A 25,957-nucleotide genomic window follows, 5' to 3' on the forward strand; every position below is an offset into this window, starting at 1 on the left:
GGGTGAACAGGGCTGGGCGATATATCTGTAATCAGTGCCCTTTGCCCCGGAAACCGCCCAGGACTCCGCTTCATGACCGCGCTCATCGTCTGCCACTTCGTGCTGGCGGCCTGCGCGGGCCCGCTGGTGCGCAGACTCGGCAGACGGGCCTTCCTCGTGCTCGCGCTGCCCCCGGCGGCCGCCACGGTCTGGGCGGCGGTCCGGTGGGACGGAGCGGCCGACGGGCGGTCGGTCACCTCGTCGTGGCAGTGGATTCCGGCCTACGACGTCTCGGTCGACCTGCGTCTGGACGCGCTCGCCGAACTGATGGTGCTGCTCGCGGCCGGTATCGGCACGCTGGTGCTGCTCTACTGCGCGTCGTACTTCACCGACGACGCCCCCGGCCTGGCCGGTTTCGCCGGGAACCTGCTCGCCTTCGCGGGCGCCATGCTCGCCCTCGTCCTCGCCGACGACCTGATCACGCTCTATGTGTTCTGGGAACTGACCACGGTCTTCTCCTTCCTCCTGATCGGATACGGCAGCGAGCACAAGCACAACCGCCGCTCGGCGCTCCAGGCCCTGACCGTGACCACGTCCGGCGGCCTCGCGATGCTCGTCGGCTTCCTGATCATCGGTCAGGCGGCGGGAACCTACCGGATCTCCACGATCGTCGCCGACCCGCCCGAACCGACGCTCGCCGTCTCGGTCGCCGTGGTCCTCGTGCTGTGCGGCGCCCTGTCCAAGTCCGCGATCTGGCCGTTCTCCCTGTGGCTGCCGAACGCGATGGCCGCGCCCACCCCGGTCAGCGCCTATCTGCACGCCGCCGCGATGGTCAAGGCCGGGGTCTATCTGGTGGCGCGGCTCGCCCCCGCCTTCGCCGACGTCCCGGTCTGGCGGCCCGTCGTGCTCGTGCTCGGGGCCGCGACCATGCTGCTGGGCGGCTGGCGCGCACTGCGCCTGAACGACCTGAAGCTCGTCCTCGCCTACGGAACCGTCAGCCAGCTCGGGTTCCTCACCGTGCTCGCCGGAGCCGGCAACCGCGACGCGGCACTCGCCGCCGCCGTCATGATCCTGGGACACGCCCTGTTCAAGGCCCCGCTGTTCCTCGTGACCGGCATCGTCGACCACGCCGCGGGCACCCGCGATCTGCGAAGACTCTCCGGCGTCGGCCGGGCACTGCCCCACGTCTGCGCCGTCGCCGTGCTCGCCGCCGCCTCCATGGCCGCGCTTCCTCCGCTGCTGGGCTTCGCCGCCAAGGAGGCGGCCTTCGAAGCCCTGCTGCACGGCGACACCACGGACCGGTGGACGCTGGCCGCCACGGTCGTGGGGTCGGCGCTGACCACCGCGTACACCGTACGGTTCGTCTGGGGGGCCTTCGCCCGTAAACCCGGCGTCGCCGACACCCCCGTACACCGTGTCGGCGCCGCCTTCCTCGCGCCGCCCGCGCTCCTCGCGGTCTGCGGGCTCGTGCTGGGCCCCGGCGTCGGCTGGACCGACCGGCTCTTCGCCGCGTACGCGGACACCTTCCCCGCCCCCGCACACCCCTACCACCTCGCCCTCTGGCACGGCTTCGGCACCGCGCTGCTCCTGTCGGCGCTCGCCTGGGCGGGCGGCGCCCTGCTCTTCGCGCGGCGCTCCACCGTCACCCGGCTCTCCCGGCGGATCGCGTGGCCCACAGCGGACAGCGTCTTCGGCCACCTCCTCCTCGGCCTGGAACGCCTCGCCCTCCAGGTCACCGGGTTCGTCCAGCGCGGTTCGCTCTCCGTCTACCTGGCCACCACCCTGGCGGTGGTGCTGACCGCACAACTGGCCGTGCTCGCCACCGACCGGCCCTGGCGCGGCGCGGCGGCGCCGCGGCTGTGGGACGTTCCGCTCCAGGGCGCCGTCGCGGTGCTGACCTGCCTGGCCGCGCTGTTCTGCCTGACGGTGAGCCGCCGGATGAAGGCCGTGGTCCTGGCCGGACTGACCGGTTACGGGGCAGCCCTGCTGTTCGTCGTCCAGGGAGCCCCGGATCTGGCGCTCACCCAGTTCTGCGTCGAGACCGTGTCGATGGTCGTGTTCGTACTCGTACTGCGCAGGATGCCGGTGCGCTTCGAGGAGTCGGTCAGCAGCTGGCGGCGCGCCGTACGCATTCCGCTGGCGCTCGCCGCGGCGGCGACCGTCGGCGTCGTCGTATGGGTCGCGGCGGCGGCACGCACCGCGGAACCCGCGGGCGCCGCGATGGTCGAGGAGACCGCCCACCACGGGCTCAAGGACGTCGTCGCCACCATCCTGGTCGATCTGCGGGCCTGGGACACGATGGGGGAGTCCGCGGTCCTCGCCGCCGCGGCGATCGGGGTGACCAGCCTCATCTACCGGCACCGCCGCAGCGAGGCACCGACGGCGCCGCCGGATCCGGAGGGCCGCACGGCCTGGTCGCTGTCCGCCTCCCGGCTCACCGGGCTCCCGCAGGGCGACGAAGCGGCCCCCGAACGGAGCTGGCTGGCCGCCGGCTCCACGCTCGCGCCCGAACACCGTTCCGTCGTCCTCGAAGTGGTGGCGCGGCTGCTCTTCCACCCCATCCTGATCCTCTCCGTGTATCTGCTGTTCTGCGCCGAGAACATGCCGGGCGGCGGATTCGTCGGCGGGCTCGTCGCCGGAGTCGCCCTCATCACCCGTTACTTGGCGGGCGGCCGGTTCGAACTCGCCGAGGCGGCGCCGCTCCAGCCCGGGCTCTTCACCGGCCTCGGCCTGTTCATCTCCACCGGGGTCGCGCTGCTCGGTCTCGCCAAGGGCACGGTCCTGCTCGCCTGGACGTACCACGGCCATCTGCCGGTGTTCGGCGACTACCACCTCGGGTCGACCGTCCTCTTCGACTTCGGCGTCTACCTGCTGGTCCTGGGAGTCGTGCTGGACATCGTGCGCGCGCTCGGCGCCAAGATCGACCGGCAGATCGAACGGGCCGCCGGTGCGCCGGCCCCGGCCGAAAGCCCGGCGGGAGGCCCCGGCCGATGACGGTCAGCGTCTCGCTCCTCGCCCCGGCCGTGGTCCTCTGCGCGGTCGGCGGCATCCTGATGCTCACCCGGCCGCTCACCCGCATCCTGCTGGGCGCCGTGATCGCGGGCAACGGCATCAACCTGCTCGTCCTGACCGCCGGCGGCTCGGCCGGCCGGGAGCCGCTGCTCTACGGCGTCCCGCTGAACGAGGTCACCGACCCGCTGCCGCAGGCCATCGCGGTCACCGCCATCGTCATCACCCTCGCCACCACCGCGTTCCTCCTGGCCATGGCCTACCGCAGCCACCAGCTGACCGGCACCGACGAGGTCCACGACGACCTGGAGGACCGGCGCATCGCGCTGCGTGCCGAAGTGATGGACCAACGGGCCCAGCTGCGCCAGGAGTTCCGCGACGGCTCCGAACCCACCCGGGCGGAGCGCGTCCGCTACCGGGAGGAGCACCGGCGCCTGCGCGAGAAGCTGCGCGCCGACCGCGCCCTGCAGGCCCGCGGCCGGGACGCGTCGGGCAACCTCTGGCACGACGTGCTGGGCGCCGACCCGGAGGACTACGCGGCCGAGAAGCGGACGGACGAGCGGGGCGACACCCCTCAAGGACCACCCGACCGAGGAGCCACCGGATGAACACGCTCGTCCCGCTGCCGGTGCTGCTGCCGCTCTGCGCCACCGGCCTCAGCCTCGCCTTCGGCACCCGCCTCAAACGCTTCCAGCGCATCATCAGCGTCACCGTGCTCAGTGCGGTGCTCGCCCTCTCGGTCGCCCTGATGATCGCGGCGGACCGTCAGGGGCCGATCTCCGTCCACCTCGGCGATTTCGCCCCGCCGCTCGGCATCACCCTGGTCGCCGACCGGCTGTCCGGGCTGATGCTCACCGTCTCCTCGGCCGTCACGCTCTGCGTGCTCGTCTACTCGCTCGGCCAGGGCATGGCCGACCGGGACGAGGAGACCCCGGTGGCGGTCTTCCACCCCGCCTACCTCATCCTCGTCGCCGGTGTCTCCTGCACGTTCCTCGCCGGGGACCTCGTCAACCTCTACGTCGGCTTCGAGATCATGCTCGTGGCCAGCTTCGTCCTCCTCACCCTGGGCGGCACCGGGCCCCGGGTCCGCGCGGGCTCCACCTACGTGATCATCTCGCTGTTCTCGTCGATGCTGTTCCTGATCGCGATTGCCACGACGTACGCCGCCACGGGCACCGCCAACTTCGCCCAGCTGGCCGGACGAATGGACGAACTCCCGCTCGGTGTGGAGACGTTGATCCACGCCATGCTGCTCATTGTCTTCGCCGTCAAGGCCGCGGTGTTCCCCCTCGCGGCCTGGCTGCCCGACTCCTACCCCACCGCGCCCGCCCCCGTCACCGCCGTCTTCGCCGGACTCCTCACCAAGGTCGGCGTCTACTGCATGCTCCGAACGGAGACCCTGCTCTTCCCCGGCAACCGGCTCGGGAACCTGCTGATGGTGGCCGCGCTCGCCTCCATGGTCATCGGCATCCTGGGCGCCGTCGCCCAGACCGACCTGAAGCGGGTGCTCTCCTTCACCCTCATCAGCCACATCGGCTACATGGTCTTCGGTATCGGTCTCGCCACCCGCGAGGCGTACGGCGGCGCGATCGTCTACGTCGCCCACCACATCACCGTGCAGACGACGCTGTTCCTCGTCGCGGGGCTCATCGAACGGCGCACCGGCACCACCGAACTCACCAGGATCGGCGGCATCGCCAAGGCCGCCCCGGTGCTCGCCGTCCTCTTCTTCGTACCCGCGATGAATCTGGCCGGCATCCCGCCGCTGTCCGGGTTCATCGGGAAACTGGGCCTGATGCGGGCCGGTGTCGCCGACGGCAGCGCCCTGTCCTGGTTCCTGGTGGCCGGTTCGGTGGGGACCAGCCTGCTGACGCTCTATGTGATGGCCAAGGTCTGGAACCTGGCGTTCTGGCGGGCCGCCCCACCCGGACAGGCAGCCGACGGCACGGTCCTGGAGTCCGACGACGACTCCGACGACGAGGACGCCGACGCGGGCCCCGACCGGATGCCGGGCACCGGTGACGAAGGCGTGCGGGAGAGGTACCACCCGGCCGGCCGCGCCGTGGCCGCCACCCTGCACGGACGGGCGGTCACCACCACGACCCGGCTGCCGGGCACGATGACGGCGGCGACCGCGGGAGCCGTCGCACTCGGTCTCGCGTTCACCGTGCTCGCCGGACCCCTCACCTCGTACACCGACCGCTCGGCAGCCGAACTCATCGCACGGACCCCCTACGTCGAGGAGGTGCTCGGCCGGTGAAGCGGACGCTCACCCTGTCCTTCCGCAATAAGGAACTCCCTCCCTTCAGCTGCGAGTTCGGCGAACGCCGACGCGTGCTCGACCTGCCGCTGATCGCCTGGCTCACCCTCATCTGGGTGCTGCTCTGGTCCACACTGACCTGGGCGAACGTCATCACCGGTGTCGTCGTCTCGGTGGCCGTGTGCCTGGCGTTCCCGCTGCCGAGGGTCGACCTCGGACTGCGGCTGCACCCCTGGGGCATCCTCTGCCTCGCCGCGTACCTGCTCTACGACATGTACACCTCGGGTGTGCGGGTCACCCGGCAGATCTTCGACGGGCAGGCCCACCAGGCAGCCGTCATCGGCGTACCGCTGCGCTGCCGCAGCGATCTGATGCTCACCGCGACCGCCGTCGCGGTGTCCAACGTGCCGGGCGGCTCCATCGTCGAGGTACGCCGGGCGACGGCCACGGTCTTCCTGCACGTGCTCGACGCGGACAGCCCAACCGCACTCGACGCGGCGCGGCGCTCCGTCTGGCGCATGGAGGAGCTGACGGTACGGGCCTTCGGCACCCGCGACGAGATCGCCCGCGTCGGCGAACCACCCCCCGGGACAACACGGTCCGGCCTGGGGAAGGGAACCGTATGAGCGTCCCCGAGACCATCGACCGGGTGCTGCTGACCACCGCCGTCGTGATGATCGTCGCCGCGGGGATGCTGCTCCTGGTCCGCATCCGGCGCGGCCCCTCCATGCTCGACCGGGCCATCGCGCTGGATGTGTGTGCCGCCCTGATCATCGCGGGCCTCGGCGCCAAGTCCGCCTTCTCCAGGGACCCTTACTACTTCCCGATCATGATGGTGCTGGCCTTCCTCGGCTTCACGGGCTCGGTGGGCATCGCCCGCTTCATCGCCGTACGCGACCGGCCGGTGCGCCCCGGGACTCCACCGCCGCCCGCTCCCACCGCGACGAAGGAGGGGACCGAATGAGCCTCTGGCTCCAGATCACCGACACGACGGGCGCGGTCCTGGTCCTCCTCGGCGCGGCGATCTGTCTGCTCGGCGTCATCGGCATGCTGCGGCTTCCCGACGTCCTGTCGCGCAGCCATGCCGCGACGAAGCCGCAGACCCTCGGCATGCTGCTCGTGCTGATCGGGGTCGGGCTGAGGATCCGCAGCGGCATGGACGTGGCCACGCTCGGCCTGATCGTCTTCTTCCAGATGATGACCGGACCGGTCGCCGCCCACCTGGTGGCCCGCTCGGCCTACCGCACCGGTCAGATCGACCACGAACAGCTGCTCTTCGACGAACTGGACGAGCAACTGACCGAGGAGCGCTGACGAGCGCGGCTCCGGCAGGTGCGGTCAGTAGCCGTCCCCGGTTGCAGCGCTGCGCGCGGCGGCGGACAGCAGGGAGCCGATCGCGATCCCGATCACCAGATACAGCGTCGCCGAACCGATCTTGGCGTCCATCGGCAGGGACGTGGTGAACGGCAGCAGCACCATCACCGCCGTCGCCAGCGTGATGATCCAGGCGAAGAATGTGCCGGGCTGCGGCGTCGCCAGCATCAGCAGATGCAGCAGCCCGGTGGCGGCCAGCGCCGCCAGGGCCGCCCCCATCGCGAGCAGCCCGGTCGACGCGTCGCCCATCATGCCGTCGCCCTCGGGTGCGAAGACGGGCACGCCCAGCACGCCCCGTACCAGCAGCACCCCGACCACCGCGGTCAGCGCGGCGACGACCGCGGTCATCACACCGCCCGCCCACAGCCGGCCGGCGTCCACGCGCGGCCCGCGGGTCTCCGGGCGGTAGTAGCCGGTCTGCTGCTGCGGCTGCCCGTACCTGTCCTGTTCGTCCACGGCCGGTGTCTCCCCTTCGGTAACCGAACCCCGATCGTGGAACCCGCGACGGGGGTGCGCGAGCCGAGCCGGTCCGTACGGGTGAGGGGCCCGGGTGACCCAATGGCGAACACGGGCCCACGGGAGCGATCTCCGCGTGCCATGATGCGGACACCGCTGGACGCTGGGGGGCGTATGGGAAGCACAGGTACGGTGCTGCGCGAGTTGCGCGGCGCACAGAAGACGGCCAAGGGCGTATCGCTCTACTCGCGGTACGTGAACCGGCCCGCGGGGCGGCTGCTGGCGGCGGGGGCCCACCGGGCGGGACTCTCGCCCAACCAAGTCACCCTGATCAGCGCGGCGTTCACCTTCGCCGCGCTCCTGACGGTCGCGCTTGCCGGACCCTCGTGGGCACTCGGCGTGGCCGTCTGGGCGGGGCTCGCGGTCGGCTTCGCCTTCGACTCGGCGGACGGCCAGCTCGCCCGGCTCACCGGCAGGGGCGGCCCCGACGGCGAATGGCTGGACCATGTCGTCGACTGCGCGAAGATGATCCTGGTCCACACGGCCGTACTCATCGCCTTCTACCGCTACGGCGAACTGCCCTCCGACGGCTGGTTGTTGCTGCCGCTCGGGTTCCTGTTCGTCGCGGTGCTCACCTTCTGCGCGGGGCTGCTGCGCGAGCAGCTGGGCAAGGCGGCAGCCGCGGCCCGCCCGGCCCCGGAGGGCGGGGCCGCCCCGGTCTCCCGGGTGCGGGCCGTGGCGCTGCTCCCCGCGGACTACGGGGTGTTCTGCCTGGTGTTCCTGCTGGCCGGCGCGCCCGGCGCCTTCCTGGCCGGGTACGCCGCGCTCGCCGCCGTGCACGCCCTCTTCCTCGTGGCGTTCCTCGCCAAGTGGTTCAGGGAGCTGAAAGAGCTCCGGGCGGGCTGACCAGGACGTCCAGCGCCCGGCGTAGCTGGGTGCTGGACGTGTGCACGGTGTACGGGAAGTAGACGACCTCCACGCCGACTTCGGCGAAGTCGCGCTCCAGCCGGAGCCCCTTCTCCGTGCCCCGCCAGTCGTCTCCCTTGAAAATCACGTCGAACCGGACCTGCTGCCAGGTTTCGACCTTGTCCGGCACGGTCTCGACGAACGCGGCGTCCACGAAACGGACGCTCCGGACGATCTCCAGCCGCTCGGGCAGGGGAATCACCGGCTTGTGGCCCTTGGCGAGCGCGGCCATCTCGTCAGAGACGACCCCGGCGACCAGGTAGTCGCACTGACTGCGCGCGTGCCGCAGGATGTTCAGGTGTCCGACATGGAACAAGTCGTACACACCCGGCGCATATCCGACTCTGTGCACCATCCGCTGTCTCCCCCCGGAAATATCGGTATCGGTGTGGATCTCCAACGACCTTACTGTGAAGAACACTTGTGCAGGCCGTGAACGGATAAGCTCGACCCGGGGCTGTTCCTTGGGGGGAACAGCGGCTGTTCCGGGGGGAAGGCGACCGATCCGATGTCCGCTGCCGAAGATCACACGACGTTCGACGACCTCAGGCTGCTGGTGGTCTCGACCAACTACGCGCCGGAGCTGACGGGCATCGGTCCGTACGCCACCCAGCTCGCCGAGCACTGGGCCGCGTCCGGAGCCGCCGTCCAGGTGCTCACCGGCATGCCGCACTACCCCTCCTGGCAGCTCGACGAGCGCTACCGGGGAGTCCGGCGGGCGCGCGAGACCCGGGCCGGAGTCGTCGTCCACCGCCGTCGGCACTACATACCGCCCCGTCAGACCGCCCTGCGCAGAGCCGCTTTCGAGGTGACCGTGCTCGCCCACGGGCTCCTCGCCCCGCCGCCGGGCCGCCCCGACGCCGTGATCGCCCAGATGCCGAGCCTCGCGGGGGGTGTCATCGGCGCCCGCATCGCCCGCCGCCACCGGGTCCCGTACATCCCCGTCGTCCAGGACCTGATGGGCGCGGCGGCGGCGCAGAGCGGCATCCGGGGCGGCGGCAGGGCGGCGGCCGTCGCCGCGGCGGCCGAGCGGTACGCACTGCGTGACGCGGCCCTCGTCGGCGTCATCCACGAGAGCTTCGTCCCGGGCGTCACCGCTCTGGGCGTCGACCCGGGCCGCATCCGCATCGTGCCCAACTGGACGCACGTGGAGCCCCCTTCGGCCGACCGGTCCGCCACCCGCGCCCGGCTCGGCTGGCCCGAGGGCACCCCGGTACTGCTGCACTCGGGGAACATGGGCCTCAAGCAGGGCCTCGACGTCCTCGTCGACACGGCCAGGCTCGCACCGGACATCCGAGTCGTCCTGATGGGCGACGGGAACCAGCGCGAGACGCTCCGCGCCCTCGCGGGCCCCCTGCCCAACATCGACTTCCTGCCGCCCGCGGGGGCCGAGGAGTTCACGGACATCCTCGCCGCCGCCGACATCCTCGCGGTGACCCAGCGTGCATCCGTCCTGGACATGAGCGTGCCCTCCAAGCTCACCTCGTACTTCGTCTCCGGACGGCCCGTCGTCGCCTCCGTCGCCGACGAGGGCGGCACAGCCGACGAGGTACGCCGCTCGGGTGCCGGACTCCTCGTCGCCCCCGAAGACCCGGCCGGACTCCTCGCGGCCGTACGCAAACTCACCGAGGACGCCACCGCGGCCGAGGCCCTGGGGGCCCAGGGTCCGCGGTACGTCGCACACCACCTGGGCCGTGAGGCGGGACTCGCCCGCTTCGACGCCCTGCTCACCGAGGTCCTCGGGAACGCTCAAGGGAGACCACAGCGATGACGCATCCGATCCGCGCCCTGGAGGACCAGGACGAACCTGCTCTGCTGCGGGATCAGTTCCGCCAGCTCCTGCGCTACCGCGCGCTCCTCGCCGTCGGCGTCGTTGTCGGACTCCTCGGCGGCGGCTATCTCGCGCTCAGCGGCGCGGAGACCTACACCGCCACCGGTGTGGTCCTCGTCCGCTCCGCCACCGCCGACCCGTTCGCCACCGGCGCCTCGGCGGACAAGGGCATCAACATCGGCTCCGAACGGCAGACCGCCATCAGCGACACCGTGGGCGAACTGGCCGCCGAAGCCGTGGCCAAGGACGCCGACCCGGTCGACGCCGGGGACCTGCTGGCCGGCCTCCAGGTCACCAACCCGCCCAATACGCTGACCCTGCGCTTCGCCTACACGGGCGACACCCCCGAGCAGGCCAGGTCACGCGCGGAGGCCCTCGCCGACGCCTACCTCAAACACCGCAAACAGCGCACCGAGGGCAGTATCGAGAACATGGCGCAGGGCTACCGCGCCCAGCTGAAGCCGCTGGAGGAGAAGCGCGACCTGCTGGAGGAGCAGGTCGGCGCGAGCGAGGCCGACGACGTGAGCAGCGCACGCGCCAACCTCATCGTCTCCATCTCCGAACTCAGCCGTAAAATAAGCGAGTTGAGGGCCCTGGACACGACTCCCGGCTACCTCAACCAGAAGCCCGTCGCCCCGGACGAGCCCACCGGCGCCGGCCTGCCCATGCTGCTCGGCCTCGGTGGCGTGGTGGGCCTCGCCCTGGGGCTCCTCCTGTCCTGGGTGCGGCTCGTCTTCGACCCCTCCGTCCGCTCCACCCGTGAGCTCGTCCGCTCCCTCGGCGCTCCGCTGCTCGGCACCCTGCCCCGGGAGCGCGGCGCATCGGACAGCCTGCTCGCCATCGGGCGCGCCGGCAGCAGACTCGCCGAGGAGTACCGGGCCGTCGCCTTCCGCCTCGCTTACGACCCCGCGTTCACGGAGACCCGCCGACTGCTGGTCACCGCGCCGCGCGGAGACAGCGCCGCCGCGGCGGGCGCGGCCGCGAACCTGGCCGCCGCCTTCGCCGAGATGGGCCGCGACGTCCTCCTGGTCGAGGCCGATCTGCGTACGCCGTCGCTGGCCCGCGAGCTGGGTTCGGCGGCGCACGAGGCCAGGCCGCCCCGCTGGGTCGCCGACGACGACGGCACCTGGCCCTCGGGCAGCCGCTCCAACGTGGACGTGCCGGGTTCCGGCGCCTTCACCCTCGTCGCGGGCCGGCGCGTCGACAACGTGCCCCGCGCGCTGACCTCCGCCCCCGTCGGCCGCATCGTCGCCGAGGCCGATCGCCCCGGCACGGTCGTCATCGTGCTGGCCCCGCCCGTCCTGGCCTACGCCGACGCGGTCGCCCTCGTCGACCGGGTGGCGGGCGTCATGATCGTCTGCGACCCGCGCGAGGTGCACCGCAGCGACGTGGAGCGGATCCGCGAGGTCATCAGCGCTTCCGGCGGCTCGGTGCTCGGCGTCCTCCTCCACCCGGGCCGCGGACGCCTCGGCTCCCAGGAGCGCAAGAAGTCCCCGAGGCGACGCAGTGGCCCGCCCGCCCGGACGGACGGCCCGGACGACCCGGAGACCACGGGCGACCCCACCGAGACACTCGGCCTGCGTGCCTTCAACGCCTCCGCGGGGCGCCGGTGAAGGCTCGTACCGCGATCGTCTCCTCGGTCGCGGACCAGGGGGTCACGGCCCTCACCAACATCCTGGTGCTGGTGGCGGCGGCCCGGCTCTCCACCGTCGCCGACTTCGCGCGCTTCTCCGCCGTCTACCTCGTCTTCACCGTCCTGCTGGGCGCGTCCGGCGCGTATACCGGGCAGCCGCTGGTGCTGCGGCGCGGCGAGAGCGACGAGACCCGGGGTGCCTGCCGGTCGGCCGTCGCCTTCACCCTGCTCGCCTCCACCGCGCTCGGGGCGCTGCTCGCCGCCATCTGTCTGTTCGTCCCGGGGGAGACGGCACGCGCCCTCATGATGCTCGGGCTCGTCCTGCCGGGCGTCCTCGGCCAGGACGCCATGCGGTACGCCTTCTCCACCCTGCGCCTGCCCCACCTCGCGCTCCTCTGCGACGTACTGCGACTGGCCTGTGTGCTGGGGGCGCTCGCGGTGCAACCGTACGGGGCCGGGGCGGCGCGCCTCGTCACCGTCTGGGGGCTCTCCGCGCTCCCGGCGCTGCTGCTCTCCGCCGTGCTGCTGCACCGGCGGACCGCGGGGGCGCCCCTGCGTCTGCGTCCCCTGTTCCGGCGGGGGCACCTCGGGCAGCGGTTCGCCGTCGAGTTCGGCGTCGGCAACGCGACGAGCCAGCTCTCGGTACTGGGTCTCGGCGCTGTCGGCAACCCCCTGGTCGTCGGCGCGCTGCGCGGGGCGACGACCCTGTTCGGGCCGCTCAACGTGCTGTTCACCTCCGCCACCTCCTTCGGCCCCCCGCTGCTCGGCCGCGTCGGCGACGAGAGACGCCGGGTGCGGGCCACCGCGGGACTCGCGGCCGTCCTCGCCGCCACCGCCGCCCTCTGGGCCACCGCCCTGGCCCTGCTCCCCGACGAGGCTGGGCGTGAGCTGCTCGGCGACACCTGGCCGACGGCCGCCGCCCTCCTCCCGGCGACCGGCAGCCAGTACGCGGCGATGGCCGTGGGCACTTGCGGCCTGCTCGCCCTGCGCATGCTCGACCCGCGTACGACCCTGAGTATCCAGGTGGTCTTTTCACTTGCGGCCGTGGCGTCCATGGCGGGGGGCTACGCCCTCGGAGGCGTCCCGGGAGCCGCCTGGGGGCTGTGCCTCGGGTCGCTCTGCAAGGCCGCCGCCACCTGGATCCGGGTGGCCCGGATCCGGCGCAGGAAGCCGGCGCCCGACGAGGCCGTCACCGCCGGCGCCCTGCCCTCTGCTCCTTGAACGTGCTGATCAGCAGCAGACACAGCGCGGCGATGGCCAGCTTCCCCGCCGCCTGCAGGAGCGGGCCGCGCAGCAGGATGAAGGTGTATCCGGCGATCAGCGGCGCGGCGATGGCCAGCACACTCCCGGGGCCCGGTCCCGCCCGGGTGACGGCCAGCGCGTACCGGCGGTCGGTGCGCGCCACCGCGTAGCCGATCAGTGCGAGTCCGCCGATCACCCCGGACACGCCGAAGTCGACCCAGAACTCGGTCCACAGCGGGGCCGAGAGGTTGGTCATCCGCAGGCCCATCCACTGACCGACCCGGACCCCGGTGTCCTCCGGCTTCCCGCTCCACACCGCGCGCGGCACGAAGAACAGGGCGGAGCCAGTCAGTTGGCGGCCGTAGGCGTGTCCTCGGGTGTCGACCCACGAGATGCTGTTGGCGAACATCACCATCTGGTCGTAGTCCTTGGTCACCAGCGGCTCGAAGACCGAGGCCGACTGCGCGGGCCGCTGCCCTTCGTCGTCGTACCGGAACTTGTCGGCGTACGGGAACACCACGAGTGCCCCCACCACCCCCGTCGCCAGAACGATGCGGTAGACCGCCGCACTGCTCGGGAAGGCGGTGAACACGAAGGCCAACAGCACCGTCAGGAACCAGTAACGGGCGTTGGAGATCGGGTTGTTCACCACAAGGTTCAGCGCCACCAGCGCCACCCACACCAGCACCGTCGACGGGGCGCGCCGGGCCCGGTAGGAGGTTGCCAGACGGCGGGTGTAGAAGAGCAGCGCCAGCAGCGCCGGGACCTGGCCGAAGCCCTTGACGAACGCCGAGCCGACATTGGAGCCTTCCGAGACCACCCCGCTCGCCGCGACGGTCTCGTTGATCTCCTGCCGGCTGGAGAAGAAGACCGAGGGCCCGCCCAGCTTCAGCACGTAGAACGCGCTCGCCGCGAACGCCAGCAGCACCAGCAGTCGCAGCCGCAGCGGATGCGCCACGGCCGGTCCTCCGCCCGGGCTCCGCGTGGGGGGGCTCGTACGGCGCCGCAGCGGGCGCCGCGAGGCCAGCAGCGCCCCCAGGTCGAAGGCGGCACACCCCACCAAGACCATCGCGATGGCCGTGACCAGGTCCTGGCGCGGCCCCACCATCGGCGTCGGCGTCTGCCCGATCACCACCTGGGCGAACGGCGCCACGCCCATCGCGATGTACACGAACATCCAGAAGACGCCCTGAAGCAGCCGCCGCCGGGTGGAGAGGATCATCGTCGCCAGCCGGGCCCCCGCATAGCAGGTCAGCACCAACTGGAGCCAGTACGCGGTGTCCCGGACCTCGCTGCCGGGCTGGGCGGCGATCACCGCGGGCAGGAAGCACACCAGGCCGAGGATGAGCGGCACGGACAGGGCCCGCGACAGCATCGACCAGGCCATCGGCTGCTCGGGCGGCTTCGGGGCGCCGCCCCGCCGTGCCCACTCCGCAGACGCGACCGAGCGGGCGGCCTGCTCCTGCGCCGATGTGTGCACCGACGTCATGCGCCCCCCCGGGATCAGTGAACTGCTGAACACTCTAACGAATCAGCCCACTTGAGGAGGTGCGATGACTACTCTGTGAAGTATTGGCCGCAGTTGAGGGGAACTCTGGTGAAAATCCTGCACGTTGTCACGCTCCATACTCCGGACCATGCCTTCGGCGGGCCGACCCGGGTGGCGTTCAACCTCTCCAAGGTCCAGCGGGCGAACGGTGACGACGCACGCGTCATGGCCCTCGGTGACGGCTTCCCCGACGGTGACCTGCCCAGCCACGTGGAAGGCGTTCCCGTCCACCTCTTCCAGGCACGCCACCTGCTCCCGATGTTCGAGGTCAGTGGCATCACCTCCGCCGCGCTGCTTCGCACCGCACGCCGCATGATGCGCGGCGCCGACCTCGTACACGTCCATCTGATGCGGGACCTGGTGACCCTGCCGGCCGCGCTCCTCGCGCTCGCGACCCGTACACCCCTGGTCGTCCAGACCCACGGCATGATCGACCCCACCGAGAAGAAGGTCGCCCAGCTCACCGATGTCCTAGGGGTCCGCAAGGTGCTGCGCGAGGCCGACGCCGTCCTGCACCTCACCGAGATGGAGCGGGTCGACGTGAACGCCGTCGCAGCGCCCGTACCGCTCACCCGTACCGTACGGCTGGTCAACGGTGTCCGCCCGCAGGAGCGCAAGCCCGCCCGCGGCCCCAGCCGCCCGCCGACCGTGCTGTACCTCGCTCGCATCCAGGAGCGCAAGCGGCCCGAGGACTTCATCGCCGCGATGCCGCACGTCCTCGCCCACCACCCGGACGCCCGCTTCGTGCTGGCCGGCCCGGACACCGGCGCGCTGGCCGGCACCCTCGCCCTCGCCCGGAAGCTGGGCGTCACGGACTCCCTCGACCACGTGGGCCCGCTGGAGCACGACGCGGTCCTCGCCGCAGGGCGCGAGGCCGATGTGTATGTGTTGCCGGCGATCGAGGAGCCGTTCCCGGTCTCGGTCCTGGAGGCGATGTCGGTCGGCACCCCGGTCGTCATCACCCGCACCTGCGGGCAGGCCCCCGATGTGTCGGGGGCCGGTGCGGGCCGGGTCATCGACAGCCGGGTCGGAGAGGACGCGGCCAACGCCCGTAAGGTCGCCGACGCGATCCTGGAGCTGCTGGAGCCGGAGGCCGCCGAGCAGGCGGGCAAGGCCGCCTGGCAGCTGGTCAACGACCAGTTCACCATCGAGGCCGTCACCGCCACCCTCCGGCGGACCTACGAGGACGTGGTCCGCCGGAGCCGTCGGTGACTCAACCCGTCTTATCCTCACGGGACTTCAGCGCGATCTGCCACCGGTAGAAGCTCATCGCCAGCGCGAAGTCGAGCCCTGCCCGGCCGTCGAGGAAGCCCCGCCGGTAGACGTACATGTACGCGAACGACACCAGGGGTTTGAAGGGTGCCTTGTGGAAGAGCTGTCCCTGGCGGGACTTCACCTTCCGCACCTGCTCCTTGACGTCCGGGTGGTGCTCCAGCCAGGCCTCCCAGTCCGAGTAGCGGTTGTGCCGCTCGAACCAGGCGGTGACGGGATCGAGATCCTGGTGTTCGATCGGGTTGACCAGCGCGGCGCTCGTCGGGGCGACGGGCTGATAGTGCCCCTCCACCTCGCCGATCCCGGGGGCGTCGAGGTCACCGACCTCCGGATAGTGGCAGCGGGTCCGGTCCGTCAGGGACCGCTTGCGGATGGTGTACCCGTGCCGCAGCCGCTTCCCCGAGAACCAGTAGCCCAGCGGTATGTCGTACGCCGCCGGCTTCTCGGCGGCCGGATCGGCGAAGATCTCCCGCAGCTCCGCGAGCAGCCCGGGGCTGAGCCGCTCGTCGCCGTCGAGCACCAGGATCCAGTCCAGGTCGGTGCGGACATGGTCCAGGCACCACTGCTTCTTACGGGGATGGCCGCCGTCCCAGGTGTAGTGGACCACCTCGGCCCCGCACTCCTCGGCGATCTTCGCCGTGTCGTCCGTGCTGTGGGAGTCCACCACGACGACCGCCTCGAAGTGGCCGAGTACCGATTTCACCGCCTCGGCGATGTTGAGGCCCTCGTTCTTCGTGGGGATCGCGACCGCGATCGGCAGCTTGCTCAACTGTTGTCTCCTTCGGGCAGCCAGGCGTAGCAGCCTGTGGAGGTGAAGGTGCGCGCCGTGCGGGGGATGGTGATCCGCGTCGACTTCCCGGTGTCGGACGAGCCCGAGTCCAGCGCCTTGCCCGACCCGTCCTCGATCTGCCAGGTGCAGTCCTTGGTGGGGGCGGCCGAGCGGTAACTGCCCGCCCGGAGCTTCTTGCCCGTGTGGGTGCCGTCGGCGTAACCGAGCGTGGCCTCGTCCACCAACTCCTGGTACTGCGTGCACAGATGGGCCACGGCGTCCGGCGCGTCCGGGATCTCGCCGGTCACGATCGCCCCGACGGCCGTGTCGCGGTCGACCTTGACCAGGTAGCGGAGCTTGTCGCAGGTCTCCTGCCCGGTCTGGAGCACCGCGGCCGGGTCCATGCCCTCGGGCACCCGGTCGACCAGGAACTCCTTCTGCTTCTTCGTGAAGGAACCGGTGGCCGGGGTGATCCGGTCGGCGGGCACCTTGGGCGGTTCGCTGGTCGCGGGGGCGTCCGGACCGGTTCCTTCGTTGTCGGTGGCGTTGGTATCGGCACCCGCAGAGGGGCCGGCCGAGGGTCCGGCGACGGCGGGCCCGGAGGCCGCGGGGCCAGTGGCACCCGCGGCCTTCGGACCGTTCCCTTCGGCGGACGAGCCGCAGGCGGCCAGCGCCGCCGTCAGTACGACGACGGCGGCGCCGGCCAGGAACGGATGCTTCATCAGCCCGTCCTCAGGGCGTAGTGCGCGCTGACCTGCGAAGCGCTCAGCGCGGTCGGGTAGACGGCGGTCTCGTCGAGCTGCCCGGCGAAGAACTGGCTGGTCGGGCGGTTGGGCCAGCTGGCCAGGTTGTCCCCGCCCACCCGCCAGTAACCCGGGTAGTTCTCGTTGCCGGTGAACAGCCAGTTCGACGCACGCAGCTGGCCGTCCACGTACAGCGCCATGCCGCCCGTGCCCTGGGTGGCGACGACATGGTGCCAGTTGCCGTCGTTGTAGGACCCGAGCGAGGTGACCGTCCTGGTTCCGCCGCTGTAGACGCCGAACACCAGCCGCCCGTCGTTGCGCATGTACACGTGCTTGTCGTACGAGGAACTGTTCTGCATGACCCGGTTGCCGAAGCCGATGATCTTCCCGCCCCGGGTGGTGGTGGTCTTGATCCAGGTCTCCACCGAGAACCGGGCGGGCGCCGGGCGCGCCTTGTTGCTGTACGCGTAGTCGGCGGTCCCGTCGAAACCGATCGCGGTCGAATCGCCCGCGACGGCGGCCGGGGTCTGCCGGTAGGCGGGCCCGTTGCGCAGGAAGCCGTTGTCCAGACCGGCGCCGGTGTCCGCGGCGAGGGTCGACGCACCCTCGTCGTAACGCCAGTACAGCGAGGCCCCGTCGCTGAGGACCCGCGCCGGATACGCCTCGTCCGTCGCCGCCACGGTCGCGGACTGGGCGGGGGACTTGGCACTCGTGTTGATGCCGTCGCTCGCGGTGATCCGGTACGAGTGGGTCTCGCCCGGGGCCACGTCGGTGTCCGTCCACCGCAGCTGCGGCCGGTCCCAGAAGACGGAGTAACCCGTCGTGGTGTGTACGGGAGTGGTCGCCCCGTCCTTGTAGATCCGGTAGGTCAGTTCACCGTCGTCGGTGTCGAAGCTGGTCTGCCAGTTGACGTCGATCTGCCCCGCCTTGACGGTGGAGAGACTGACGTTGGGCACCCAGGGCGCGCCGGTGTCCGGACCGTCGGCGAAGCGGGTCAGGCCCTGCTGGGCAACGCCGTTGACCGTGGTGAACTCACCGCCGACCCAGAGGTAGTGGCGGCCACCGCTGTCCGTCTGGGACATCACGCGGGGGCCGACCGGCTCACCTATGCCGTCGTTGGTGTCCGGGAACCAGGGCAGCAGCTTCGGATCGTCGACGGACTGGGCCAGCAGATGCTTGCGCGGCTGGTCGGGGAACGCGCCCATGCTGGAGCAGTCATGGGCGTGGCTGCCGCTGTAGAGCACACCGGAGTGGACCAGTACGGACTGGGTGGCACCCAGGCAGGTGTCACGCCAGCGCTGCTGGAAGTCGTCCAGGTCGACGGCGATGCGACCGTCGAAGACACCGCCTCCGGTGCCCTCGTTGGCGGTGTAGAAGCCGGTGGCGTCGGTGGTCAGGTCCTGCACGGTGGAGGTGTTCGGAATGAAGCCGGGGTAGCTCTTGGTGAGCGCCCCCGTGGTGGCGTCGACGACCGCCAGTGCGTGCGATGTGGTGCCGTTTACGGTGAAGAAGTCACCGCCGAGCAGGACGTGCTGCCCGTCCGGTGTCACGTCGACGGCCCGCGCCACCTCGTCCGCGTTGGCCGTCCACGGCAGCAGGTCGGCGCCCGCGGTGGTGACCGCCGCGAACTTGTTCCGGGTCTGCCCGTCCACGCTGTTGAAGTCACCGCCCAGATAGACGGTGTCGGTGGTGACGGCCAGGGCCCGTACGGTCGCCGAGACGCCGATCTTGAAGTCCTCGCGCGGGGTGCAGGTCGCTGTGTCGATCGCCGCGATGTTGCTCACCCCGACGCCGTTCACCGCCCCGAACTGACCGCCCGCGTACAGGGTGTTGCCGTCGGGGGACAGCGTCAGCGCCCGCACGGTGGCCGTCCCCGAGGACAGCGTGAACGACAGGTCGCACCCCGTCGGTGCTCCCGTGCCCGCGTCGAACGCGGCGAAGTTCACCGCGGGCTGCTCGCCCGTGCCGGGTGCGGCGTCCGGCGGCCGGACGGTGGAGAAGGTGCCTCCCGCGTACACGACCCCGTCGGTCGCGGCCATCGACCAGACGATTCCGTTGGTCTGCCAGGTGGTGAGATCGTCCGCGGTGATCGACACCGGCGGGGTCAGCGCGGCTGCCGGTGAGGCTCCTGCCGCGGTGGCGGTCAGGGCTCCGGTGAGCAGGCAGAGCGCGGCGGATGCGGCTCGCACCCGGCCGCGAGGCCCCCCGGATCTCTGCCCCGTACTTCCGTTCATCATTCAGCTCCGAAGGTGAGAACGAGCTGCGGCCGGTAGGCCGCGGATGATGCCTCGCTCGACCAGATGCGCAGACTGTCCGTCCCGCTGCTGGTCAGGGCGAGTGAGTAGGCGGAGCCCAGCGCTCCGCCCAGTGCGGACGCGTTCAGGTCCACCGAGTAGTCGGTGGAGGCCGAGGCCGCGTCCGTGATGGTCCCCAGCACGGACGCGGAGAGCGCCGGCCGGGTGTTGTAGGTGACCGCCGACTCGGTCCAGGCACCGGTGACCGGTCCCAGGGTGTGGCTGTCGGTGGAGCCCGCCGTCGCGTCCGAGGAGGTACGGAAGTCGAGGCGGGCGCTCCTGAGCACCTGCCCGGGCGGTGCCGCGGGCAGGGTGTAGCGCAGATAGCCCAGATACGGCGTACTGCCGCGTGAGGCGAGCTGGGCGTCGTTGTACGTGGTGTTCGCCGCCACGCCGTTGACGTACGCGTCCTCGTTCGGCGTGAGGGTGACCGTGGAGCCGGTGGGCGGGGGAGTGCTGTCCGCCAGATCGTGGTGGGCGGCCACCTGGGCGGCGGTCAGTGCCGTCGGGTAGATGGCGGTCTCGTCGACCTGACCGGCGAGATAGGTGCTCGCGGGCCGGTTCGGCCAGGCGCTGTTCATGGTGTCGCCGCCGACCCGCCAGTAGCCGTTGTACGAGCGGTTCCCGGTCGCCGGGTTGGTGCCGACGGCCACCCCGTCCACGTACAGCACCATGCCGGCGGGGCCCTGGGTGGCGACGACGTGGTGCCAGTCGCCGTCGTTGTACGCGGCCCCCGTGGTGATGGTGGGCCGGGTGGCGCTGCTCCCGGTCTGGACGCCGAAGGCGAGGCGTCCGTTGCTCGTCAGATAGACGAGCTTGTCGGCGATGCTGCTGGCGTGGCCCGGGAGGGTTCCCACGCGGTTGCCGTACCCGACGAGCAGACCGCCGCTCGTCGAGCTGGTGCGGAACCACGTCTCGATCGAGTAGGGCGTGGGTGAGGTGTAGCGGTGCATCCGGTCGCTGTACACGTACTCGTCGCTCCCGTTGAGCGAGAGTGCTGTGGAGCCCGCTACGGCTGATGGGGTGGAGCGGTACGTGGGTGTGTTCCCGTACACCCCTCCGTTGTCGGCGGCCGAGGCATCGGCGGCGAACGCCCCGCCCGCCTCGTCATAGCGCCAGTACAGCCCGGCGCCGTCCGCGAGCACCCGTTCCTGGTACGGGGAGGCGGAGGAGGCGGCCGTCACGGACGCGGCGGCGGACAGCCCGCTGGTGTTGGTGCCGTCGCTCGCCGTGATCCGGTAGCTGTACGTCTGTCCGGCCACCACATTCGTATCGGTGAACGTCAGCTGCGGCCGGCTGTAGAAGAGCGAGGAGCCGGTCGTGGTGTGCACAGGCGTGGTGGAGCCGTTGCGGTAGACCCGGTAGGTCAGCAGGCTGTCGTCCAGATCGTGGCTGGAACGCCAGCTGACCTTGACCTGACCTGCCCGGGGCGCGGACACACTGACCGCGGGTGCGGCGGGCGCCCCCGTGTCGGGGCTGTTGGCGAACCGGGTCAGGGCCTGCTGGGCCACCCCGTTGACCGTGGTGAACTCGCCGCCCACCCAGAGGAAGTCGCGGCCGTCGCGGGTTGCGACGGTCAGGGCCCTGGGGCCGACGGGCTCGCCGATGCCGTCGTTGGTGTCCGGGAGCCAGCCGAGCAGCGCCGGGTCGTCGACGGACTGCGCGGTGAGGTGTTTGCGGGTCTGGTTGGGGAAGCCGCCCATGGTCGAGCAGTCATGGACGTGACTGGCCGCGTACAGGACACCCTTGTAGACCCGCAGCGCCTGGGTCGCACCCTGGCAGGTGTCACGCCAGCGCTGGCCGAAGGAGTCGAGCTCCATGGCCAGCCGTCCGTCGAAGGACGCGCCGCCCCGGCCCTCGCCCGCCGCGTACCAGCCCTCGGATGCCGAGTCGGTGACGATGTCCTTGATGACGGCGGTCGACGGGATGAAGCCGCCGGAGTAGGCGCGGGTCAGTGCGCCGGTGGAGGCGCTCGTCACCGCGAGGGCGTGCGAGTCGGCGCCGCCGACGGTGAAGAAGTCCCCGCCGATCAGCGCGCTCTGCCCGTCAGGGGTCGCTTTCAGCGCCCGGCCCGGGGCGTCCGCGTCGGGGTTCCACCCGGTGAGGGCCCCGGCGGCCGTGACCGCGCCGAAGAAGCGCCGGGTCTGGCCGTTGACGGACTGGAAGTCGCCGCCCGCGTAGACGGTGCCGTTCGGGGCGACGTCGAGCGCCCGCACGGTCGCGCTGAAGTCGGCCGAGAACCCCGGACGGGTCCGGCAGGTCGCCGTGTCGATGGCGACCAGGCCGTTGGCGCTCGCACCGTTGACCGCGCTGAAGTAACCGCCCGCGTACAGCGTGGACTTGTCGGGCGACACCGCGAGCGCGCGCACGGTCGCCGTACCGCTGCTGCGGGTGAACGAGAGCGAACAGCCGGTCGGCGCACCGGTGGCCGCGTTGAACGCCGCGAAGTTCACGGCGGGCGTCGTGCTGCTCCCGGCGGGGGCACCGGCCGGGCGGACGTTGGAGAAGGTGCCGCCCGCGTAGACGACCCCGTTCGCCTCGGCCAGCGCCCAGACGATGCCGTTGGTCTGGTAGGTGGACAGGTGGTCGGCGGTGAAGCCGACCGGTGGTGTCAGCGCCGCGGCCGGGGGCGCGACGGCCCCGGCCGCGGACAGCGCACCGGCGGCGAGAGCGAGCACCGCGGCGAGAGCACCGCAGCGGTTGCGCCCGAGGCGCCCGGGCCCTCTCATCGGTGCACCCGGGCGACGGCTCCGCTGAGCTGGTCGTCCAGCCGGCGGATGTCCGCGTCGACCATGATCCTGGCCAGCTCGTGCGACTTCACGGCGGGCTTCCAGCCGAGCAGTTCCTCGGCCTTGGACGCGTCCCCGATCAGCGCGTCGACCTCGCTGGGACGCTCGTACTTCGGGTCGTAGCGCACATGCTCACGCCAGTCGAGCCCGGCGTGCTCGAAGGCGCACTCCAGGAACTCCCGGACGCTGACACCCTCACCGGTGGCGACCACGTAGTCGTCCGGGCTGTCGCACTGGAGCATCCGCCACATCGCGTCCACGTACTCGGGGGCGTACCCCCAGTCCCGTACGGCGTCGAGATTGCCGAGGTGCAGGCGGTCCTGGAGCCCGGCCTTGATCCGGGCCACCCCCCGGGTGATCTTCCGGGTCACGAACGTCTCGCCGCGTCGCGGGGACTCGTGGTTGAACAGGATGCCGTTGACCGCGAACATCCCGTACGCCTCGCGGTAGTTGACCGTCGCCCAGTACGCGTACACCTTGGCGACGCTGTACGGGCTGCGCGGGTGGAACGGCGTCCGCTCGTTCTGCGGCGGCGGGTTGGCGCCGAACATCTCCGACGAGGACGCCTGGTAGACCCGGGCGTCGATGCCGCTGGCACGCACGGCCTCCAGGAGCCGGATGGCGCCGAGCCCCGTGACGTCACCGGTGTACAGAGGTGCGTCGAAGGAGACTCTGACGTGCGACTGCGCCCCGAGGTTGTAGACCTCGTCGGGCTGTATGTCGCGCAGCAGGTTCACCAGCGCGACGCCGTCGGACAGATCGGCGTGATGGAGCACGAAGGAGCGGCCGGCCTCCTCCGGGCCCTGGTAGATGTGGTCGATCCGCTCGGTGTTGAAGCTCGACGAGCGGCGTATCAGTCCATGGACCGTGTACCCCTTCTCGAGCAGCAGCTCCGACAGATACGAACCGTCCTGGCCGGTAACGCCGGTGATCAGCGCGGTCTTCGCCATTGGTTCCCCCCTTCTGGTCGCCTGAGAGGCGGTCGTTCCGAAATTTCAGAGTTTGAGTGTTCTGCGACAAAAGCTCACTGACGTGCATGGCTCCTGGCAGAATCCGAGCCATGACGACTGATCTCCCCGGCCCTCCCCAGGAATCCGTCCGCCCCCGGCTACGACCCGGCTCCCGCATATTCGTCGCGGGGCACCGTGGTCTGGTCGGCTCGGCGCTGGTGCGTCGCCTCGCCGCCGACGGCCACGAGGTGCTCACCCGCGGCCGAGACCTCCTCGATCTGCGCGAGAGCGCGTCGACCGAGGCGTACTTGCGTGACGTCCGCCCGGACGTCGTCGTACTGGCCGCCGCCAAGGTGGGCGGGATCATGGCCAACAGCACCTTTCCGGTGCAGTTCCTGGAGGACAATCTGCGCATCCAGCTCAGCGTGATCGCCGGGGCGCACGCGGCGGGCACCGAGCGGCTGCTCTTCCTCGGCTCGTCCTGCATCTATCCCAAGCACGCCCCGCAGCCCATCCGCGAGGACTCCCTGCTCACCGGCCCGCTGGAGCCGACGAACGAGGCGTACGCGCTGGCGAAGATCGCCGGAATCACGCAGATCCGCTCCTACCGCAGGCAGTACGGCGCCTCCTTCATCAGCGCCATGCCCACCAATCTCTACGGCCCCGGCGACAACTTCGACCTGGAGACCTCGCACGTCCTGCCCGCGCTGATCCGCCGCTTCCACGAGGCCAAGCGGGACGCCGCCCCCGAGGTGACCCTCTGGGGCTCGGGCAGCCCGCGCCGGGAGTTCCTGCACGTCGACGACCTCGCCACCGCCTGTGTCCGGCTGCTGGAGTCGTACGACGGGGACGACCCCGTGAACATCGGCTGCGGAGACGACCTGACGATCAGAGAACTGGCCGAAACCGTGAGTGATGTGACGGAGTATCAGGGCCGGATCGCCTGGGACACGTCCAAGCCCGACGGCACCCCGCGCAAGCTCCTGGACGTCTCCCGTCTCTCCTCCCTCGGCTTCAAGCCGCAGATCCCGCTGCGCGAGGGCATCGCGCGCACCTATGCGTGGTGGCTCGGACAGCGGTCCCCGCAGGACTGAGCCTCCGGTCGGGACGCCACCGCGCTCCCGGGCTCCTCGCATGTGTTCCGCGGCCATCTCAGTAGGCCCCGCGGCCGTCGGTGACGGCACGCACGGTACGGGCGAGGAGCCCCATGTCCGTGGCCACCGACCAGTTGTCGACGTACCAGAGGTCGAGCGAGACGGTCTCCTGCCAGGACAGGTCCGAGCGCCCGCTGACCTGCCACAGGCCGGTGAGCCCCGGCTTGACCGCGAGCCGCCGGTGCTCGCGCTCGTCGTAACGTGACACCTCTTCCGGCAGCGGCGGGCGTGGGCCCACCAGTGACATGTCACCTCGCAGTACGTTGACGAGCTGCGGCAGTTCGTCGAGCGAAGCGCGCCGCAGCGCCCGGCCGACCCGTGTCACCCGCGGGTCGCTGCGCATCTTGAACATCGGACCTTCGGCCTCGTTCGCCGTGCTGAGCTGCGCCTTGCGCACCTCGGCGTCCGCCACCATCGTCCGGAACTTCCACATGGTGAACGGCCGGCTGTGCTGGCCGTGCCGGATCTGACGGTGGAACACGGGGCCCGGCGAGGTGAGCCGTACCGCCATCGCGATCACCAGCAGCACGGGAGCCAGGGACAGCAGCCCGAAAGCGGCACCCGCCCGGTCCACCACGGTCTTGAGCACCGGCTGCGGCCCGCTGCGCAACGGCGGTGCGATGTGCAGCAGGGTCAGTCCGGCCACGGACGCCAACCGCACCCGGTTGGCCGCGGTCTCCGACACCTCCGAGAGCACGCACAGCGGCAGTCCGCTGTCGTGCAGCCCCCACGACAGCCGGCGGAGCCGCTCGTCCGCGAGTTCGGGACCGGGAGCCACCAGCACGAGATCCGCGTCGTGGGCGAAGGCCCCGCCCAGGACGGTCGAGAGGTCGTCCTCGGCCGGAGTGGCGGCGAGCCGGCCGGGAACCGGCGCCTCGCAGCTCAGCGGTGTGGTCCCCACCGGTATGGCTGCGGCCACCGTATAGGTGTGGTCCTTGCGGGAGTTGAGCAGATTCACCGCCCGGTCCACACCGGCCGCCTGGCCGACCACGAGCACGCGGCGCACCGCGAGCCGCCGTCGTGCGGAGTGGAGCCACTGCCGCACCCACGACACGAGGAGCGCCACGGTCAGGCCGGGTACCAGGGCCACCACCGCGATCGCCGGGTCGACGGACTCACCGGAGACGGTGAGCAGCACGGCGAGGACCCCCACGAGCAGCAGCCAGTCACCTGTGGTGCCGAGGGCACCCCCGGCGGCTCCGGGAAGCCGCGCCGTGTACCGCCCGCGCGCGGAGCGCACGGTGACCCACGTGAGTGCCGAGAGAACCGCGGTGATCAGCGGCGCGGTCTGGTCACCCGCGTGCTGGACGAGCCAGGCCGGTCCCCCCAGGCCGAGCACATCGGCCAGGACGACGAGCGGCAGGTGCCGCCCGGTCCGCTTCCTGGACCGGGGCCGCTCGGTGTGCGCCGGCTCCGCGGTCGGAGCCCTCCACAACTGCTCCAGGGCGGCGTTCCGGTTCCGGGACGCCGCGGTGCGTGGTCGTGGCGCACCCGCCAGTCCCACGTGTCCGGATATCTCTGTTTCAGGTATTTCGACATGCCCCATGAACCCCCCAGCCCAAGTCGCATCCCCACAAACGGGGCGCATCCGTCGATCCCATGGACTGACGGATGCGCCCTCGCTCGCTGCACGATATCCACACACGTGCCATTTCGCTGGAGTTCCAGTGAAGTTCAGACAGGTCGG

21 protein-coding genes are annotated in these 25,957 nt (G+C 71.2%); 12 read left to right on the forward strand and 9 right to left on the reverse strand.

All coding sequences use genetic code 11. The features are described 5' to 3' along the window. Window positions 1–72 precede the first annotated feature (72 nt). The 6 genes from ACWGO0_RS20990 to mnhG are packed head-to-tail and all read left to right on the forward strand — an operon-like array spanning window position 73 to window position 6,562. Window positions 73–2,973, forward strand: coding sequence for a Na+/H+ antiporter subunit A (locus tag ACWGO0_RS20990; protein ID WP_453536884.1), 2,901 nt, complete (start codon window positions 73–75; stop codon window positions 2,971–2,973). After that, complete coding sequence (locus tag ACWGO0_RS20995) at window positions 2,970–3,596, forward strand: Na(+)/H(+) antiporter subunit C (protein WP_453536887.1); 627 nt, start codon at window positions 2,970–2,972, stop codon at window positions 3,594–3,596. The genes ACWGO0_RS20990 and ACWGO0_RS20995 overlap by 4 nt, the downstream gene beginning before the upstream one ends. Then, complete coding sequence (locus ACWGO0_RS21000; RefSeq protein WP_453536890.1) at window positions 3,593–5,248, forward strand: Na+/H+ antiporter subunit D; 1,656 nt, start codon at window positions 3,593–3,595, stop codon at window positions 5,246–5,248. The genes ACWGO0_RS20995 and ACWGO0_RS21000 overlap by 4 nt, the downstream gene beginning before the upstream one ends. Beyond that, window positions 5,245–5,874 (forward strand): Na+/H+ antiporter subunit E, encoded by a 630-nt coding sequence (locus ACWGO0_RS21005; protein ID WP_453536893.1) that lies wholly within the window; start codon window positions 5,245–5,247, stop codon window positions 5,872–5,874. The genes ACWGO0_RS21000 and ACWGO0_RS21005 overlap by 4 nt, the downstream gene beginning before the upstream one ends. After that, on the forward strand, window positions 5,871–6,212 hold the full coding sequence (locus ACWGO0_RS21010; protein ID WP_453536896.1) for a monovalent cation/H+ antiporter complex subunit F: 342 nt from the start codon (window positions 5,871–5,873) through the stop codon (window positions 6,210–6,212). The genes ACWGO0_RS21005 and ACWGO0_RS21010 overlap by 4 nt, the downstream gene beginning before the upstream one ends. Continuing rightward, window positions 6,209–6,562, forward strand: a complete 354-nt coding sequence (mnhG, locus tag ACWGO0_RS21015; protein WP_453536898.1) for a monovalent cation/H(+) antiporter subunit G — start codon at window positions 6,209–6,211, stop codon at window positions 6,560–6,562. Before ACWGO0_RS21010 ends, mnhG begins: the two co-directional genes overlap by 4 nt. 24 nt (window positions 6,563–6,586) lie before the next feature. Here the strand turns inward: mnhG and ACWGO0_RS21020 are convergent, their stop codons facing one another. Next, window positions 6,587–7,078, reverse strand: a complete 492-nt coding sequence (locus ACWGO0_RS21020; protein WP_453536901.1) for a DUF6069 family protein — start codon at window positions 7,076–7,078, stop codon at window positions 6,587–6,589. A 174-nt stretch (window positions 7,079–7,252) separates the two neighbouring features. Between ACWGO0_RS21020 and ACWGO0_RS21025 the strand changes: the two genes are divergently transcribed. Beyond that, complete coding sequence (locus tag ACWGO0_RS21025) at window positions 7,253–7,984, forward strand: CDP-alcohol phosphatidyltransferase family protein (protein ID WP_453536904.1); 732 nt, start codon at window positions 7,253–7,255, stop codon at window positions 7,982–7,984. Here the strand turns inward: ACWGO0_RS21025 and ACWGO0_RS21030 are convergent. Beyond that, window positions 7,953–8,399 carry an adenylyltransferase/cytidyltransferase family protein gene (locus tag ACWGO0_RS21030; RefSeq protein ID WP_185297793.1) on the reverse strand — a complete coding sequence of 149 codons (447 nt, stop codon included), beginning with the start codon at window positions 8,397–8,399 and terminating at the stop codon, window positions 7,953–7,955. The two genes, ACWGO0_RS21025 and ACWGO0_RS21030, sit on opposite strands and share 32 nt — an antisense overlap. 153 nt (window positions 8,400–8,552) lie before the next feature. Here ACWGO0_RS21030 and ACWGO0_RS21035 point away from each other — a divergent pair, with 153 nt between their 5' ends. The 3 genes from ACWGO0_RS21035 to ACWGO0_RS21045 are packed head-to-tail and all read left to right on the forward strand — an operon-like array spanning window position 8,553 to window position 12,729. Next, window positions 8,553–9,815 carry a glycosyltransferase gene (locus ACWGO0_RS21035; protein WP_453536907.1) on the forward strand — a complete coding sequence of 421 codons (1,263 nt, stop codon included), beginning with the start codon at window positions 8,553–8,555 and terminating at the stop codon, window positions 9,813–9,815. After that, entirely contained in the window at window positions 9,812–11,488 is a 1,677-nt protein-coding gene (locus ACWGO0_RS21040; RefSeq protein ID WP_453536910.1) for a lipopolysaccharide biosynthesis protein, read from the forward strand. Before ACWGO0_RS21035 ends, ACWGO0_RS21040 begins: the two co-directional genes overlap by 4 nt. Continuing rightward, window positions 11,485–12,729 (forward strand): hypothetical protein, encoded by a 1,245-nt coding sequence (locus ACWGO0_RS21045; protein ID WP_453536913.1) that lies wholly within the window; start codon window positions 11,485–11,487, stop codon window positions 12,727–12,729. Before ACWGO0_RS21040 ends, ACWGO0_RS21045 begins: the two co-directional genes overlap by 4 nt. Here the strand turns inward: ACWGO0_RS21045 and ACWGO0_RS21050 are convergent. Next, window positions 12,698–14,239, reverse strand: coding sequence for a hypothetical protein (locus ACWGO0_RS21050; protein ID WP_453536915.1), 1,542 nt, complete (start codon window positions 14,237–14,239; stop codon window positions 12,698–12,700). The genes ACWGO0_RS21045 and ACWGO0_RS21050 overlap by 32 nt on opposite strands. Before the next feature lie 108 nt (window positions 14,240–14,347). Here ACWGO0_RS21050 and ACWGO0_RS21055 point away from each other — a divergent pair, with 108 nt between their 5' ends. After that, entirely contained in the window at window positions 14,348–15,511 is a 1,164-nt protein-coding gene (locus tag ACWGO0_RS21055; RefSeq protein ID WP_453536918.1) for a glycosyltransferase, read from the forward strand. Window position 15,512: 1 nt separating this feature from the next. On the opposite strand, the gene ACWGO0_RS21060 is transcribed toward ACWGO0_RS21055, so the two are convergent. The 5 genes from ACWGO0_RS21060 to gmd are packed head-to-tail and all read right to left on the reverse strand — an operon-like array spanning window position 15,513 to window position 23,116. Beyond that, a complete protein-coding gene (locus ACWGO0_RS21060; RefSeq protein ID WP_453536921.1) occupies window positions 15,513–16,340 on the reverse strand; it encodes a glycosyltransferase family 2 protein in 828 nt (275 codons plus the stop codon). After that, window positions 16,337–17,062: a hypothetical protein gene (locus ACWGO0_RS21065; RefSeq protein WP_453536924.1), complete on the reverse strand. Its 726-nt coding sequence runs from the start codon at window positions 17,060–17,062 to the stop codon at window positions 16,337–16,339. Before ACWGO0_RS21065 ends, ACWGO0_RS21060 begins: the two co-directional genes overlap by 4 nt. Beyond that, window positions 17,062–19,320, reverse strand: coding sequence for a LamG-like jellyroll fold domain-containing protein (locus ACWGO0_RS21070; protein WP_453536927.1), 2,259 nt, complete (start codon window positions 19,318–19,320; stop codon window positions 17,062–17,064). Before ACWGO0_RS21070 ends, ACWGO0_RS21065 begins: the two co-directional genes overlap by 1 nt. Next, window positions 19,317–22,106 carry a LamG-like jellyroll fold domain-containing protein gene (locus ACWGO0_RS21075; RefSeq protein WP_453536930.1) on the reverse strand — a complete coding sequence of 930 codons (2,790 nt, stop codon included), beginning with the start codon at window positions 22,104–22,106 and terminating at the stop codon, window positions 19,317–19,319. Before ACWGO0_RS21075 ends, ACWGO0_RS21070 begins: the two co-directional genes overlap by 4 nt. Further along, entirely contained in the window at window positions 22,103–23,116 is a 1,014-nt protein-coding gene (gene gmd, locus ACWGO0_RS21080; RefSeq protein WP_453536933.1) for a GDP-mannose 4,6-dehydratase, read from the reverse strand. The genes ACWGO0_RS21075 and gmd overlap by 4 nt, the downstream gene beginning before the upstream one ends. A 110-nt stretch (window positions 23,117–23,226) precedes the next feature. On the opposite strand from gmd, the gene ACWGO0_RS21085 reads away from it, so the two are divergent. After that, window positions 23,227–24,210, forward strand: a complete 984-nt coding sequence (locus tag ACWGO0_RS21085; RefSeq protein WP_453536936.1) for a GDP-L-fucose synthase family protein — start codon at window positions 23,227–23,229, stop codon at window positions 24,208–24,210. A 58-nt stretch (window positions 24,211–24,268) separates the two neighbouring features. On the opposite strand, the gene ACWGO0_RS21090 is transcribed toward ACWGO0_RS21085, so the two are convergent. Continuing rightward, window positions 24,269–25,816, reverse strand: coding sequence for a sugar transferase (locus ACWGO0_RS21090; RefSeq protein ID WP_453536939.1), 1,548 nt, complete (start codon window positions 25,814–25,816; stop codon window positions 24,269–24,271). Window positions 25,817–25,957: the final 141 nt, after the last annotated feature.

The organism is Streptomyces sp. NPDC055749, from assembly GCF_053617235.1.

What these genes read in the sequence shown, in the direction of transcription:
- ACWGO0_RS20990 (WP_453536884.1), top strand. Translation starts at nt 73, where the DNA reads ATGACCGCGCTCATCGTCTGCCACTTCGTGCTGGCGGCCTGCGCGGGC.
- ACWGO0_RS20995 (WP_453536887.1), top strand. Translation starts at nt 2,970, where the DNA reads ATGACGGTCAGCGTCTCGCTCCTCGCCCCGGCCGTGGTCCTCTGCGCG.
- ACWGO0_RS21000 (WP_453536890.1), top strand. Translation starts at nt 3,593, where the DNA reads ATGAACACGCTCGTCCCGCTGCCGGTGCTGCTGCCGCTCTGCGCCACC.
- ACWGO0_RS21010 (WP_453536896.1), top strand. Translation starts at nt 5,871, where the DNA reads ATGAGCGTCCCCGAGACCATCGACCGGGTGCTGCTGACCACCGCCGTC.
- mnhG (WP_453536898.1), top strand. Translation starts at nt 6,209, where the DNA reads ATGAGCCTCTGGCTCCAGATCACCGACACGACGGGCGCGGTCCTGGTC.
- ACWGO0_RS21025 (WP_453536904.1), top strand. Translation starts at nt 7,253, where the DNA reads ATGGGAAGCACAGGTACGGTGCTGCGCGAGTTGCGCGGCGCACAGAAG.
- ACWGO0_RS21030 (WP_185297793.1), bottom strand. Translation starts at nt 8,399, where the DNA reads ATGGTGCACAGAGTCGGATATGCGCCGGGTGTGTACGACTTGTTCCAT.
- ACWGO0_RS21035 (WP_453536907.1), top strand. Translation starts at nt 8,553, where the DNA reads ATGTCCGCTGCCGAAGATCACACGACGTTCGACGACCTCAGGCTGCTG.
- ACWGO0_RS21040 (WP_453536910.1), top strand. Translation starts at nt 9,812, where the DNA reads ATGACGCATCCGATCCGCGCCCTGGAGGACCAGGACGAACCTGCTCTG.
- ACWGO0_RS21050 (WP_453536915.1), bottom strand. Translation starts at nt 14,239, where the DNA reads ATGACGTCGGTGCACACATCGGCGCAGGAGCAGGCCGCCCGCTCGGTC.
- ACWGO0_RS21065 (WP_453536924.1), bottom strand. Translation starts at nt 17,062, where the DNA reads ATGAAGCATCCGTTCCTGGCCGGCGCCGCCGTCGTCGTACTGACGGCG.
- ACWGO0_RS21070 (WP_453536927.1), bottom strand. Translation starts at nt 19,320, where the DNA reads ATGATGAACGGAAGTACGGGGCAGAGATCCGGGGGGCCTCGCGGCCGG.
- ACWGO0_RS21075 (WP_453536930.1), bottom strand. Translation starts at nt 22,106, where the DNA reads ATGAGAGGGCCCGGGCGCCTCGGGCGCAACCGCTGCGGTGCTCTCGCC.
- gmd (WP_453536933.1), bottom strand. Translation starts at nt 23,116, where the DNA reads ATGGCGAAGACCGCGCTGATCACCGGCGTTACCGGCCAGGACGGTTCG.
- ACWGO0_RS21085 (WP_453536936.1), top strand. Translation starts at nt 23,227, where the DNA reads ATGACGACTGATCTCCCCGGCCCTCCCCAGGAATCCGTCCGCCCCCGG.
- ACWGO0_RS21090 (WP_453536939.1), bottom strand. Translation starts at nt 25,816, where the DNA reads ATGGGGCATGTCGAAATACCTGAAACAGAGATATCCGGACACGTGGGA.